We start from the raw sequence: 13007 nt of genomic DNA on the forward strand, positions 1-13007 counted from the left end.
CCAGCGAGTCCGGCCAGGAGGAAGCCGGAAACGCGGGGCGACACCAAGGACTCGTACGAGTCGGCCGGTCACCGGCCGGCCGACACATAAGGGGAAAGCTCATGTCGAACGTCACGCTGAAGGCCGCCACCAACGCCAAGCTCTACGTCGGCACCTGGGCGAACACCGCCGTCACCGCGATGAAGCGCCGCAGCGACAAGGGCCAGGGCGCCGTCGAGTACGTCGGCGTCATCGTCCTCGTCGCCCTGATCATCGCCGCGATCGTCGGCTCCGGTGTCGCGGACGAGATCGCCGGCGGTCTGACCGACAAGGTCGGCGAGATCCTCGGCGGCTGATCACCCACAGATCACACACACCCCCATCGAGCAGGGCAGGACGCTTCCATCCCAGGCCAGGATGGAACCGGACCTGCCCTACTCGTGTTCCCGGGCCCGCCCACCCGGCCTTTGAGCCCCAGTTGGGCCCTGGGGCCCATGACCCGGTCCGAGGCCGGGCCGTAGCGTCGTGGGTATGTTGCCATCGGGGGTAGTACGTCGGGTTCGTCAGATCCGTCGTCGTGCGCGGCCGGCTATGCCGCGCACCGACGCTCGGCTGTTGGGTGCGTTGCGTTGGTCGCAGCGGGGGCAGGGGGCCATCGAGTACGTGGGCCTCGTTGTCGTGGTGGCGGCGATCGTGGGTGCGCTGGTCGGTACGGGTGTGGGGCCGGCGCTGGCGGAGGGGATCAGTACCCAGGTCTGCAGGATCACCGGTGGTGGTGACTGCGGTGGTGGCAGCGACTCGGTCGCCGAAGGCGATGAGGACGACGACCAGGGGCAGCCCGGTGAGCCCGCGGCGGAGGACCCGGCTTCTGACACGGGTAATGACAGTGGTGAGAAGTCGCAGGCGGAGTTGGATTATGAGGCCGCGCTGAAGGAGCTTCAGGACGCTCAAGCCGCGGAGAAGAGTGATTCCGACAAGGCGAAGGAAGCGGCGAAGGAGCTTGCGAAGATCCTGGCCGACGAGTTGGGGATCACGGATGCTCTGGACTGCATCACCAAGGGTGACATGGGCGCCTGTACGGAGACGCTGATCAATGTCCTGCTCAGCATCGTGGGCGGGGCGGTCGGCAAGTTGGCGGCGAAGTACGGCGCTCCGTGGAAGTGGAAGAAGGCCGTCGAGCTGGTCAAGAAGCTCAAGAAGCACGGCGGTGATCTGTACGACGGTCTCAAGGGTCTGATCAAGAACCGCAAGCGGGTCGACGACGCGGAGGACAAGCTCGCCGACGCGAAGAAGAAACTCGACCAGGAGAACAAGGACAAACCCAAGGACGGCGACAAACCCGAGGACAAACCGGAGTCCTGCGCCGTCAAGCACAGCTTCCTGCCGGGTACTCCGGTGCTGCTCGCCGACGGCCGACGGATGGCGATCGACAAGCTGCGCGCCGGTATGTACGTCGTCGCCACCGATCCGAAGAGCGGCCGGAGCGAGGCCCGCGCGATCGAGCGGACGATCACCACGCACGACGACAAGGACTTCACCCGGTTGACGGTCCGCACGGACTCGGGCGCCGAGGTCCTGACGGCGACCGACACGCACCCCTTCTGGCTGACCGACCGTCAGCGCTGGGCGGACGCCGGTGACATCCGGGCGGGGGACGACCTCCGTACGCCCGCCGGTACGTCCGTACAGGTGACCTCCGTCGACCGGTACACCAAGCGGCAGACCACGCACGACCTCACCATCAACGGCATCCACACGTACTATGTCGTCGCAGGTGACACCCCGGTCCTCGTGCACAACAACGACTGGTGCACCGACGAGGAGCGGCTCGAAGACGCCGGCGACATCGCGAGTGGCCACGCGGACAACAAGCACGCGAAGGACTTCCCCGGCGTCTCGGCGGAAGACCTCGGCAAGCTCGCCACCGATGTGATGAAGAATCCCTCGCGGACCAAGCCTCTTGGCAGCGGCCGGAAGGCATACCTCGGCAAGGACGGCACGACCATCGTGATTCATGACCCGATGCATCCGGACGGCGGAACCATCTTCCGCAGGGACCCGGCATCGCTGGAAGACTACTGGGCGGAACTCAACTGATGGGCAGCGAAGTGGCGGCGAGCGCACTGCTCGCCGAGGACGAGACGGCGATGCTGCGGCGGGCACTCCTGGAATGGGGCGGGCCCGCCCGGTGCTCGGACCAACTCGCCGTGGGCATGGGATTCGAGAGCGAGCGCGACCTGCTCGACCAGTGCCCCCGGCTACGGCGGGCGCTCGCCGACGACGTGCCTCTTGCCCCGGTCGACTGGGCACGGATCCTGCTCGCCGTCGAGATCGTGTTCGTCAGCGACCTGGCGGGCACGGGATTCGAATGGCCGACGACCACCGGACGCAGTGACGAGGCGACGATCAAGGTACTGCGGTCCGTCCAGCGGAAGCTCGGACGAACCGTCAAGCAGTACTACGGGCAGACCCCGAGCGACGCGCAGCGACCATAGGGACGCGTGCCGTAGCGAGGACTGACGTTCCCGAGGGAACTGCACGGCCCATTCCTGTGTCCTGTACCACCAGAGGCTGACGTATAGGGGGATGGGTCGTGCGTCGTTTGCGGCTGGGGTTGCGCACCGACGCTCGGCTGTTGGGTGCGTTGCGTTGGTCGCAGCGGGGGCAGGGGGCCATCGAGTACGTGGGCCTCGTTGTCGTGGTGGCGGCGATCGTGGGTGCGCTGGTCGGTACGGGTGTGGGGCCGGCGCTGGCGGAGGGGATCAGTACCCAGGTCTGCAGGATCACCGGTGGTGGTGACTGCGGTGGTGGCAGCGACTCGGTCGCCGAAGGCGATGAGGACGACGACCAGGGGCAGCCCGGTGAGCCCGCGGCGGAGGACCCGGCTTCTGACACGGGTAATGACAGTGGTGAGAAGTCGCAGGCGGAGTTGGATTATGAGGCCGCGCTGAAGGAGCTTCAGGACGCTCAAGCCGCGGAGAAGAGTGATTCCGACAAGGCGAAGGAAGCGGCGAAGGAGCTTGCGAAGATCCTGGCCGACGAGTTGGGGATCACGGATGCTCTGGACTGCATCACCAAGGGTGACATGGGCGCCTGTACGGAGACGCTGATCAATGTCCTGCTCAGCATCGTGGGCGGGGCGGTCGGCAAGTTGGCGGCGAAGTACGGCGCTCCGTGGAAGTGGAAGAAGGCCGTCGAGCTGGTCAAGAAGCTCAAGAAGCACGGCGGTGATCTGTACGACGGTCTCAAGGGTCTGATCAAGAACCGCAAGCGGGTCGACGACGCGGAGGACAAGCTCGCCGACGCGAAGAAGAAACTCGACCAGGAGAACAAGGACAAACCCAAGGACGGCGACAAACCCGGCGACAAGCCTGTCGGCTGTGCCCCCAAGCACAGCTTCCTGCCGGGTACTCCGGTGCTGCTCGCCGACGGCCGACGGATGGCGATCGACAAGGTCCGTGTCGGTATGCGCGTCGTCGCGACCGACCCCGGGAGCGGTCGTACGGAAGCTCGCACCATCGAGCGGACGATCACCACACGCCACGACAAGGACTTCACCCGGTTGACGGTCCGCACGGACTCGGGCGCCGAGGTCCTGACGGCGACCGACACGCACCCCTTCTGGCTGACCGACCGTCAGCGCTGGGCGGACGCCGGTGACATCCGGGCGGGGGACGACCTCCGTACGCCCGCCGGTACGTCCGTACAGGTGACCTCCGTCGACCGGTACACCAAGCGGCAGACCACGCACGACCTCACCATCAACGGCATCCACACGTACTATGTGCTGGCCGGCGAGACGCCGGTCCTTGTACACAACACGCCGCCCGGAACCTGCTCCATCACCACGCCGGCGGACGCCCCGGTGATCAACAGCAAGACGGTGTACACCTCCACCGACCGCTCGTTCCGCGTGGACATCGAGAACCAGAACCCCGGCAAGCCGGGCGCCGGAATCCATGTGCAGTTCATGGGCCGTGGCGCGGACCCGAAGAAGTATTACTTCGACCCGGCCGACGGGAAGTTCCGTACGGAGGCCGGGGACGTCCTTTCGTCGAAGCTGGCGAAGAAGGTTCCGCGGAGTGCGATCGACAAGGCTTACCAGTACTTCGGAATGAGTGCGCCGTGAGAATGAACGCCTTGATGCTGCCGCTCTGGAAAGCCACCGAGGTGGGCGGTCCGGAAAGTCTCCCGGAGAATACCCCGGGGAGTATCCCGGAAGATCTGCGGGATTTGATCGACGGTGGATGGCGAACCGGACCGGCCGGTGCCCTTTTGCTCAACGGCTGTTACGGCGACGGGTCCGGATGGCGCGGAGACTGGCAGTCGGGAGATGTCGCCCGGCACGAGCTGGACGTGAATGACGTCGGAATTCCCTGCCACGATCTGCCCGAGGAGCGCGAGGCGTATCTGCGGGGCGCCGTGGCGCGGTCACGGGCATTCGCCGTCGCGGCGCTGCGAGCCGCGAACGGTCTGCCGGCGGCCGACACCCTCATGGCGATCGTCTCCGTCGGCGTGGACGACGACTTCCTCACGCACGGCGCGACGGTCAAGTTCGCCACCCAGCGCGGCCAATTCCCCGAGACCTACGCGGAGTTGGACCGATTCCGCTTCGAGGCGATGGCGGTACTCGACGCGCACGGTGACGATGCCCAGGGGAGCGACGTCCCCGAGGACCGGGGCCGGTCGTGACCACCGACGTGGAGTCCGGCACCGGGGGTGGCGACGGACGGCCGCAGCTGCCCTTCGGGGCCGCGCTGCGGGACGCCCTCGGTGCGCCGGGCGAGGTGCGGCTGCTCGACAGCAGCCCGCGCTCGTCGGTGTGGGCGGCGGAACTGCCCCGTGGCGGACCGGTCGTCGTCAAGCAGCTCGTCCAGGGGCCGGGGGCCGGGGAGCGGTACGCACGCGAGGTCGCCGGGCTCCGCATCGCCGGGCGGCTCAGTCCTCCCGTCACACCGAGGCTGCTCGGTACGGACCCGAGTGCGCGCGTGCTGGTCCTCGAACGGGTGGAGCACGGGGCGCCGGGCGAGGGGTGGGAGGTCGCGTACGCCACGGCCCTGGCCCGGCTCCACGCCACCGCGCCCGCCGAAGCCGCGCCCGCCGACACCGCGCCCGCCGAAGCCGCGCCCGCCGACACCGCCGCCGCCACCGCGCCCGCCGACACCGCCGCCGCCACCGCGCCCGCCGACACCGCCGCCGCCACCGCGCCCGCCGACACCGAGTCGGCCCCGCTGCCCCGCTGGTCCGGCCCCGGCCGCACGGACATCGACTCCTTCCTCACCCTCGCGCGGTGGCTCGGCGCCGCCGTCCCCGCCCAAGTCCCGGACGAGCTCGAACGGTTGACCCGACGGCTCGACCGGACCCCGCGCCGCCCCGCCCTCCTGCACGGTGACCCCTGCCCCGGCAACGACCTCCACACGGCCGACGGCATCCGCTTCATCGACTTCGAGCAGGCGTCCCTCGGCAACGGTCTGAACGAACTCGCCTACCTGCGCGTCGGCTTCCCCACCTGCTGGTGCGTGACGGCCGCGCCGGAACCGCTGCTCCTGTCCGCCGAGGCCGCCTACCGCTCCACCTGGCGCGAGGCCACCGGCACCGAACCCGAAGGCGAACTCGCCGACGCCTGTGCCGGGTGGCTGATCCGCGGCGACGCGCTCGTGGAGCGCGCTCTGCGCGGGAGTGCCGACCAACTCGCGCGGCTCACGCGCGAGGACTGGACCTGGGGGACCGCGACCGCGCGGCAACGGCTGCTGCACCGCCTCGAAGTCGTCGCCCGCATGGTCCGGAACACGGACACATCCCTGGCCGGACTCGGCACGCTCAGCGCCGACATGGCAGGTCGGGTGCTCACCCGCTGGCCGGAGCTGCGCCCCGTACGGCCCGCCGCCCCCACCCGTACCCGTGACAGAAGGCCGACCGGCCCCGGCACCGGGGCGAACCAGAGGGGACGCCGTTGGGTCCTCGGACCCATGCGAGGCGGCGCGAGCCGCTGTTAGCGTGCGATACCGGTCAGTAGAGAGCGAGATGGGAATCCGATGAGGACGCGCACCGCAGGTACGTCACGGCGGACCGGCACGGTCGCCGCGCTGGCCGCGCTCGTGCTGGGGCTCACCACGGCCTGCGGCGGCGGGGACAGCGGCGGCGGCGACGCCGACAAGCCGAAGAAGCCGGACGCCGCCGCCGACGCCACGGCGGAGCCGAAGGACTCCAAGGATCCGGGACAGGTCTCGGAACCGCCGGCCCTGGAGGAGCAGCCGAAGACGGTCGACCCGAATGTGCAGGGCGTCGGCGCCGGCGGTGGCAAGGAGCTGACGAAGGCCGAGCTGGACGCGGCGGTGCTCGCCACCGGCGACGTGTCGACATTCAAGGCCGGACCGATGGACGCGCCACCGGCGCAGGGCGAGACCGCGGACGACCCCGCGTGCGCCCCGCTCACCGCGATGATCAACGGGAGGCCCGAGCCGGAGGCCTCGGCGGCCGTCTACCGCCAGCTCGTCGGCGCGAAGACCGGCCGCCCCGCCATCTCCGAGTTCCTGACCACCCACGGGACGCAGGGCGCCACCACCCTCCTCAGCCGGCTGAACGACGCGGTCAAGGCCTGCGAGGGCGGCTTCAAGGGGACCGGCGCGGGCAGCCCGTCGACGTACTCCGCCGTGAAGCGCCTAGAGACCCCCAAGGCGGGCGACGACACCCTCGCATACCAGGTGACGGGCGACTTCGAGGGCGATCCGGTGCCGCTGGTGTTCCATGTCCTACGCGTGGGCGGCACCGTCGCCACCTTCTACACCGCCAACTTCGAGGGCGCCAAGACCCCGGAGATACCGCCCATCCTGCTCGCGACACAGGCGGCCAAGCTCAAGTAACGGCGAACGGCGGACCTTACGCGTCCACGCTCAGCCGTACGCCCGGACGCACACCCCACCGCTCCATCGCCCCGGCCTCCGCCTCCAGCACGTGCCGGGCCCGCAGCCGGGGCAGCGGCATCCGGCCGGGCTTCAGCGTGTGGACGTCGACGACCTTCAACTCCTTGTCCAGGTAGGCCACATCGATCGTGAAGCCCATCCGGAACGTGTGGACGCTGCTGCACGGCGTGATCAGCAGCGCCCCGTCGAGCCCGGTCCGCCCGAGCAGACCGCGCCGCCGCGTGTTGTACGAGGCCGCGATCTCCAGCTCCACCAACTCGTCCCGGCCCTCGACCGTCAGCCTGCCCTTGCCGTTCTGCCATTTCCCCATGGCGGTAGACCATACGACTCCCTCGCACGGCTTCCGGTCGCGGAGGCCGGATCTGGGCCCGGGAGCGGCCGGATGTGGGCCCCAGGACCCATGACCCGCGCCGCGGTCCGCTCTAAGGTCGACCTGTGTACGCCACGCTGATCGTTGTCGCCGTCCTCTGGGGCTCAGCCAGCGGGCTCCTCCTGCCGCGCGCCGCGTACCGGCTCTCCGTCGAACCGGAGGACCCCTACCGCGACAGCTGCGACGCCGGGCACCCGATCACCGGGCCCGCACGGGGCTGGCTCGGCACCGCGGGCTGCGCGACGTGCGCCGCGGCGGGCAGCGTGGTGACACCGGCGGACGCGGCCGGACGTACGGACTCCGTGACCACCGCGTCGCCGGGGCGTGCGGAGGCAGGCGAGGCCGCGCTTCACCGCACCGACGCCCGCACCGACGCCCGCCCCCGCACCGACGAGGCCGCGACGGCACCCGGTGCGGACACCGCCACGAGCGGCGCCGACGACCCGGCGGACACGGCCGGGGGCGACCCGGACACCGGCGACGACGCCGACACCACGTCCGCCACGACGGCCCCCGCGCCCGTCCTGCGCGGCGCGCGCCACACCCCTTCCGCCCCCGTCGTCGTCATCACCGCCCTCGTCTGCGCCCTGCTCGCCGCCGCCACCGGCCCCCGGCCCGAACTCGCCGTATGGCTGCTGCTCGCGCCCTTCGCCGTACTGCTCGCGCTCGTCGACCGCAACGTGCACCGCCTTCCCGACCAGTTGACGCTGCCGCTCGCGGCGGCCTCCGCCGCGCTGCTCGGGATCGCCGCGCTGTTCCCGCGGGACGGCGGCTCCTGGCCGACCGCGCTGCTCGGCGGACTCGTCCTCGGCGCCTGCTACTTCGTGCTCTTCCTGATCAACCCGAACGGCATGGGCTTCGGCGACGTCAAGCTCGCGTTCTCGCTCGGTGTCGTGCTCGGCTGGTACGGCTGGCTGGTGCTCTTCGTCGGGGCGTTCGCCGGATTCCTGCTCGGGTCGCTGTACGGGCTCGGGCTGATACTCCTGCGCCGCGCGAACCGTAAGTCCGCGATCCCGTTCGGCCCCTTCATGATCGCCGGAGCGCTGCTCGGCGTGCTGCTCGGCGCCCTCGCCGCCTGACCCGGCCGACCGCCGCGCGTGAAATGCGTTCGCGGCCGGTACGGGGCTCCTGCCACCATCCCCCCATGTCCACCACACCCTCTTCCTGCCCTCGGTCCGGCGCCCGTACGTTCGAGGAGCTGATCACCGAGGCCGACGCCGTCCCCGTCGACGGCTGGGACTTCTCCTGGCTCGACGGGCGGGCGACCGAGGAGCGGCCCCCGTGGGGCTACGCCCGCGCCATGGGGGAGCGGATGGGCCGCGCCACCGCCGCCCTCGACATCCAGACCGGCGGCGGTGAAGTCCTCGCCTCCGTACCGAAGTTGCCGCCACTGACCGTGGCCACCGAGTCGTGGCCGCCGAACGTCGCCCGCGCCACCGCGCTCCTTCACCCGCTCGGCGTGGCGGTCGTCGGAGACCACGACGAGCCGCCGCTGCCTTTCGGGGACGAAGCGTTCGACCTCGTCGTCAGCCGCCACCCGGTGCGGGCGTGGTGGACGGAGATCGCCCGCGTCCTGCGGCCCGGCGGCACCTACTTCTCCCAGGAGGTCGGTCCGGCCAGCGTCTTCGAACTGGTCGAGTACTTCCTGGGACCGCAGCCGGACGAGGCACGTGCCGTACGCGACCCCGAACGGGCCGGGGCGGCGGCCTCGGCGGCTGGGCTCGACGTGGTGGATCTGCGAACGGCCGCCCTGCGCACCGAGTTCCACGACATCGGCGCCGTCGTCCACTTCCTGCGGAAGGTGATCTGGATGGTGCCCGGTTTCACCGTCGACGGGTACCGGGACCGACTCGCCGCCCTTCACCGCCGTATCGAGACCGAGGGCCCCTTCGTGGCCACCACGACACGCTTCCTGATCGAGGCGGTCAAGCCCGGCTGAGCCGGGACCGGGCAGGCACCGACGACGGACCACGCCACAGCCGTTACGCGTGCGCCCCGACCGACACCGTCCCGACCGTCAGCCGCGGTGTGCCCTGAAGGATCTCGCCGGTCCGCTCCACCTGCTCGCCGAGTCCCGCGCGCTGCGCGGCGGTCAGCGTGCCCAGCGGCTCCACCGTCACGTCGATCCACTTCCCGGACCGGCGCTGGTGCCACACCCCGGCGACGGCCCCGTCGATCAGCAGCACCGGGAAGTTCCCGGCCTGCCCGCCCCCGAGCGCCCGCTCGTACGCCGCACCCGCGAAGAGCCTTGTCCGCGGCTGGGAGGCGATGGTGAAGGCGTCGAAGTAGGGGAGGAGCCGTACGCCCCGGACCGCTCCCCGGACCGCCGACTCCACCGGGAAGTCCGTGTCGCCGGCCTTCACCCACGCCGCGTCCCCCTCGAAGGAGACCCGCTCCGTCCGGCCCTGCGCCGCGAGCGAGCCGAACAACTCCTTGGCCCAATTCACCGGCATGGCCAGCCACTTGGCGAAGTGCTGCGGGGTGGCGGGCCCGTACGCGTACAGATAGTGGTCCACGAGCCCGGCGAGCGCCTCCCGCCCCGGCAGCGGGGTGAACCCGGGCAGCATCCGGTGCGGGTTGGTGTAGGTGACCTTCCGCCCCCGGTTGGGGCCGAAGCAGAGCGCGCCGCGGTGCGCCGCCGTGTGTGTCATCTGCCGCCAGCGCGGCCACTTGGTCTGGAACGCGTCCATGACCCGGTCGCCGGCCCACGGTCCCGTCCGCGCCACGATCTCCTCGGTCAGCTCGTCCACGGTGAGGTCGTCGTCCGCCAGCGCGTCCGCGATCGCGGCGACGACCTGATCCGTCTGGTCCTCGCTCATCCGTACGCCATCGGGCATGGCGTTGCGTCCGGCCGGCAGCGCGGAGAGCGCGCCGGTCCACAGGGGCAGATCGGCCGACGGCAGCAGATGTACGGTGCCGCGCGGCCCGAACGTCTTCACCAGGCTGCCGTCGGTCCACAGCGCCGCCCGCACCGACTCGCGTGTCTCGCCGCCGTCCAGCCGCAGCGCCACCGACAGTTCGGCCGCCGACAGCACCTGTGCGTGGGCGCCGACCATGGCGCCGGTGACGGCGGCGGGGCCACCGGCCGTCGGCGCGGTGAGCCCCTGCCGGGCCAGCCGCCGGGCGTTGGCCGCGGCCCAGCTCACACTCGGACCCCAGGTCCCGACATCCGTGTCGTTCGTCGTCATACGGCCGAGCCTAGGAGTCATTGAGGACAGATTCTGTCCGCTGGGAGGGTTCTCGACGTGCAAGAGGAGCGGGCTCGCGTCAAAGCGGCGCCTCTCAGGCCGTCCGTCCCTTCCGCGTACTCCCATCGGAGGTGGCGACTTCTCGCCATCGCCCTGCCCCGCACAGCGCCCTCAACGCCGCTGTCCTGGGCCTTTTACGTGTCCGGCGCAGCGATCGGGCAACTCCGGAGCGTGACGACCGTCGTGTCGGCACGCAGCATCACTTACGAAGGGTTATGGTGGAAACCCCCCCTCGGGCCGGTCCGTATCCCCCCCACGGACCGGCCCGTTTTCATGTCCGCGCCGAGGTCAGCCCCGCCCGGCCCAGATGTTGGTGCCCTCGGTGTCCACGGCGAAGGTGTCGATCTCCTTCAGCTCGTCGGCCGACAGCGCGGCCCCGGACAGCGCCGCCACGTTCTCCTCCAACTGCTTCACGCTGGAGGCGCCGATCAGCGCCGACGTCATCCGCTCGTCGCGCAGCACCCAGTTGATCGCCAGCTGCGCCAGCGACTGACCGCGCCGCCGCGCGATCTCGTCGAGCCCCTTCAGCCTCCGCACGACCTCGTCCGAGAGCAGATCGGGGTCCAGGGACTTGCCCTGCGTGGCCCGCGAGCCCTCCGGAATCCCCTTCAGGTACTTGTTCGTCAGCAGGCCCTGCGCCAGCGGTACGAAGGAGATGCAGCCCATGCCGGCCGCCTCCAGCGTGTCGAGCAGACCGTCGTCCTCGATCCAGCGGTTGATCATCGAGTAGGAGGGCTGGTGGATGAGCGCCGGGACTCCCATCTCCTTCAACAGCCTTGCCGCCTCGGCGGTCTGCTCCGCTTTGTACGACGACACACCCACGTAGAGCGCCTTGCCCTGCTGGACCGCGGACGCCAGCGCGCCCATCGTCTCCTCAAGAGGCGTGTGCGGGTCGAAGCGGTGGGAGTAGAAGATGTCGACGTGGTCAAGACCCATCCGCTTGAGGGAGGCGTCCAGCGACGACGTCAGATACTTACGGGAACCCCATTCCCCGTACGGGCCGGGGTGCATGAGATAGCCGGCCTTGGTCGAGATGACCAACTCGTCGCGATAGGCCGAGAAGTCCTGCGCGAAGATCCTGCCGAAATTCAACTCCGCCGATCCGGGCGGCGGTCCGTAGTTGTTCGCGAGGTCGAAGTGCGTGACGCCGAGGTCGAAAGCGCGGCGCAGGATCGCGCGCTGCGAGTCGAGGGTCCGGTCGTCACCGAAGTTGTGCCAGAGGCCGAGGGACAGTGCGGGCAGCTTGAGGCCGCTGCGCCCGCTGCGCCGGTACTCCATGGAGTCGTAACGGTCTTCGGCCGCGAGATAAGAGGGGAATTCAGTCACGAGTCATTCCTTATCACGGACTTGTGACAGACCGGGTTGGGCCCTCGTGCCGCCCGCGCAGTAATGTGACGGCTTCGGGTGCCAGGGGCGGTCCCCCTCTCGTGCGGACGGCCTTCCCCGTGGTGGACGGGCGGCCCCGCGGGCCGCCTGGCGGGCGGTCCCCATCAGAAATCGAAGAGGTGGACTCAGTGAACTTGCGCGACCTGGTGTACAGGCTCTACGCACGCCGGGTGGAAAGGCGCCTCGATCACACCCAGGTGCTGCCGAAGCACATCGGCGTCGTTCTCGACGGGAACCGCCGCTGGGCGAAAGCCTCCGGCGGTACGACCGAACAAGGTCACAAGGCGGGCGCCAGCAAGATCCAGGACCTGCTCGGCTGGTGCGACGAGACGGACGTCGAGGTGGTCACCCTGTGGCTGCTGTCCACGGACAACCTCGACCGCGCCGACGACGAGCTGGTCCCCCTCCTCGGCATCATCGAGAACGCCGTGCGCGACCTCGCCGCCGACGGCCGCTGGCGCGTCCACCACGTCGGCACGATGGACCTGCTGCCCGGCCGTATGCAGACCGTCCTCAAGGAGGCCGAGCAGGCCACCCGGGGCAACACCGGAATACTGGTCAATGTCGCCGTCGGCTACGGCGGCCGGCAGGAGATCGCCGACGCGGTCCGCTCCCTCCTTCTGGACCACGCGAGCAAGGGCACCTCGTTCGAGGAGCTCGCCGAGATCGTCGACACGGACCTGATCGCCTCACACCTCTACACACGCGGCCAGCCCGACCCCGACCTGGTGATCAGGACGAGCGGTGAGACGCGGCTCTCGGGCTTCATGCTCTGGCAGAGCGCCCATTCGGAGTACTACTTCTGCGAAGTGTTCTGGCCGGCTTTCCGCAAGGTCGACTTCCTCCGGGCCCTGCGTGACTACGCGGCGCGACACCGCCGCTACGGAGCCTGAGCCCCCGCCCCGCAAGGCCTCCGATACCCCTCCCCGGAATCCGCCCGGACGTCCGCGCCGAACGGCGGTCACGACCCACCGGGACGTCCCGTCACCCTAGATTCACACGCTGTCCGTCATATGCCGTGGCATGGCGGCGCGTGTTCGAGGGAATACCTCTCCACAGGTCGACGTCCGAGCAGAACCGTCAGCGATGACGGCGGGCGTC

The 13007-nt window shown here is 70.0% G+C and carries 13 protein-coding genes; 10 read left to right on the plus strand and 3 right to left on the minus strand.

Annotation, left to right across the window (positions count from 1 at the left end):
• The first annotated feature begins 101 nt into the window (after nucleotides 1–101).
• The 7 genes from SSPS47_RS22135 (at nucleotide 102) to SSPS47_RS22165 (ending at nucleotide 6842) form a co-directional block, all read left to right on the plus strand.
• The gene (locus SSPS47_RS22135; RefSeq protein WP_078075313.1) at nucleotides 102–335 is read left to right on the plus strand and encodes a hypothetical protein; all 234 of its coding nucleotides are present in this window, start codon (nucleotides 102–104) and stop codon (nucleotides 333–335) included.
• A gap of 259 nt (nucleotides 336–594) precedes the next feature.
• Nucleotides 595–2076, plus strand: coding sequence for a Hint domain-containing protein (locus tag SSPS47_RS22140; protein WP_164252575.1), 1482 nt, complete (start codon nucleotides 595–597; stop codon nucleotides 2074–2076).
• Nucleotides 2076–2474 (plus strand): hypothetical protein, encoded by a 399-nt coding sequence (locus tag SSPS47_RS22145; protein ID WP_147874117.1) that lies wholly within the window; start codon nucleotides 2076–2078, stop codon nucleotides 2472–2474. The genes SSPS47_RS22140 and SSPS47_RS22145 overlap by 1 nt, the downstream gene beginning before the upstream one ends.
• A 140-nt stretch (nucleotides 2475–2614) precedes the next feature.
• Nucleotides 2615–4108, plus strand: a complete 1494-nt coding sequence (locus SSPS47_RS22150; RefSeq protein ID WP_164252576.1) for a Hint domain-containing protein — start codon at nucleotides 2615–2617, stop codon at nucleotides 4106–4108.
• Nucleotides 4109–4335: 227 nt separating this feature from the next.
• Entirely contained in the window at nucleotides 4336–4671 is a 336-nt protein-coding gene (locus SSPS47_RS22155) for a hypothetical protein (protein WP_164252577.1), read from the plus strand.
• A complete protein-coding gene (locus SSPS47_RS22160; RefSeq protein ID WP_239065017.1) occupies nucleotides 4668–5975 on the plus strand; it encodes a phosphotransferase in 1308 nt (435 codons plus the stop codon). Before SSPS47_RS22155 ends, SSPS47_RS22160 begins: the two co-directional genes overlap by 4 nt.
• Nucleotides 5976–6014: 39 nt before the next feature.
• Entirely contained in the window at nucleotides 6015–6842 is an 828-nt protein-coding gene (locus SSPS47_RS22165) for a hypothetical protein (RefSeq protein WP_164252578.1), read from the plus strand.
• 16 nt (nucleotides 6843–6858) lie between these two features.
• Here SSPS47_RS22165 and SSPS47_RS22170 read toward each other — a convergent pair whose 3' ends face one another.
• Nucleotides 6859–7212, minus strand: coding sequence for a DUF192 domain-containing protein (locus SSPS47_RS22170; RefSeq protein WP_164252579.1), 354 nt, complete (start codon nucleotides 7210–7212; stop codon nucleotides 6859–6861).
• 125 nt (nucleotides 7213–7337) lie between these two features.
• Between SSPS47_RS22170 and SSPS47_RS22175 the strand changes: the two genes are divergently transcribed.
• Nucleotides 7338–8351, plus strand: coding sequence for an A24 family peptidase (locus SSPS47_RS22175; RefSeq protein WP_164252580.1), 1014 nt, complete (start codon nucleotides 7338–7340; stop codon nucleotides 8349–8351).
• A gap of 65 nt (nucleotides 8352–8416) precedes the next feature.
• Nucleotides 8417–9211: a class I SAM-dependent methyltransferase gene (locus SSPS47_RS22180; RefSeq protein WP_164252581.1), complete on the plus strand. Its 795-nt coding sequence runs from the start codon at nucleotides 8417–8419 to the stop codon at nucleotides 9209–9211.
• A 43-nt stretch (nucleotides 9212–9254) separates the two neighbouring features.
• Here the strand turns inward: SSPS47_RS22180 and SSPS47_RS22185 are convergent, their stop codons facing one another.
• A complete protein-coding gene (locus tag SSPS47_RS22185; RefSeq protein WP_164252582.1) occupies nucleotides 9255–10460 on the minus strand; it encodes a winged helix DNA-binding domain-containing protein in 1206 nt (401 codons plus the stop codon).
• 348 nt (nucleotides 10461–10808) lie between these two features.
• Nucleotides 10809–11846, minus strand: a complete 1038-nt coding sequence (gene mgrA, locus SSPS47_RS22190; RefSeq protein ID WP_164252583.1) for an L-glyceraldehyde 3-phosphate reductase — start codon at nucleotides 11844–11846, stop codon at nucleotides 10809–10811.
• Nucleotides 11847–12034: 188 nt separating this feature from the next.
• Between mgrA and SSPS47_RS22195 the strand changes: the two genes are divergently transcribed.
• Nucleotides 12035–12799, plus strand: a complete 765-nt coding sequence (locus SSPS47_RS22195) for an isoprenyl transferase (RefSeq protein ID WP_147874068.1) — start codon at nucleotides 12035–12037, stop codon at nucleotides 12797–12799.
• Nucleotides 12800–13007 lie beyond the last annotated feature (208 nt).

It is taken from the genome of Streptomyces sp. S4.7, from assembly GCF_010384365.1.
GTDB lineage: Bacteria > Actinomycetota > Actinomycetes > Streptomycetales > Streptomycetaceae > Streptomyces.

Bases quoted from the DNA above. Each gene is read 5' to 3' on its own strand.
- SSPS47_RS22145 (WP_147874117.1), top strand. From the start codon at position 2,076: ATGGGCAGCGAAGTGGCGGCGAGCGCACTGCTCGCCGAGGACGAGACG.
- SSPS47_RS22185 (WP_164252582.1), bottom strand. From the start codon at position 10,460: ATGACGACGAACGACACGGATGTCGGGACCTGGGGTCCGAGTGTGAGC.
- SSPS47_RS22165 (WP_164252578.1), top strand. From the start codon at position 6,015: ATGAGGACGCGCACCGCAGGTACGTCACGGCGGACCGGCACGGTCGCC.
- SSPS47_RS22135 (WP_078075313.1), top strand. From the start codon at position 102: ATGTCGAACGTCACGCTGAAGGCCGCCACCAACGCCAAGCTCTACGTC.
- SSPS47_RS22170 (WP_164252579.1), bottom strand. From the start codon at position 7,212: ATGGGGAAATGGCAGAACGGCAAGGGCAGGCTGACGGTCGAGGGCCGG.
- SSPS47_RS22180 (WP_164252581.1), top strand. From the start codon at position 8,417: ATGTCCACCACACCCTCTTCCTGCCCTCGGTCCGGCGCCCGTACGTTC.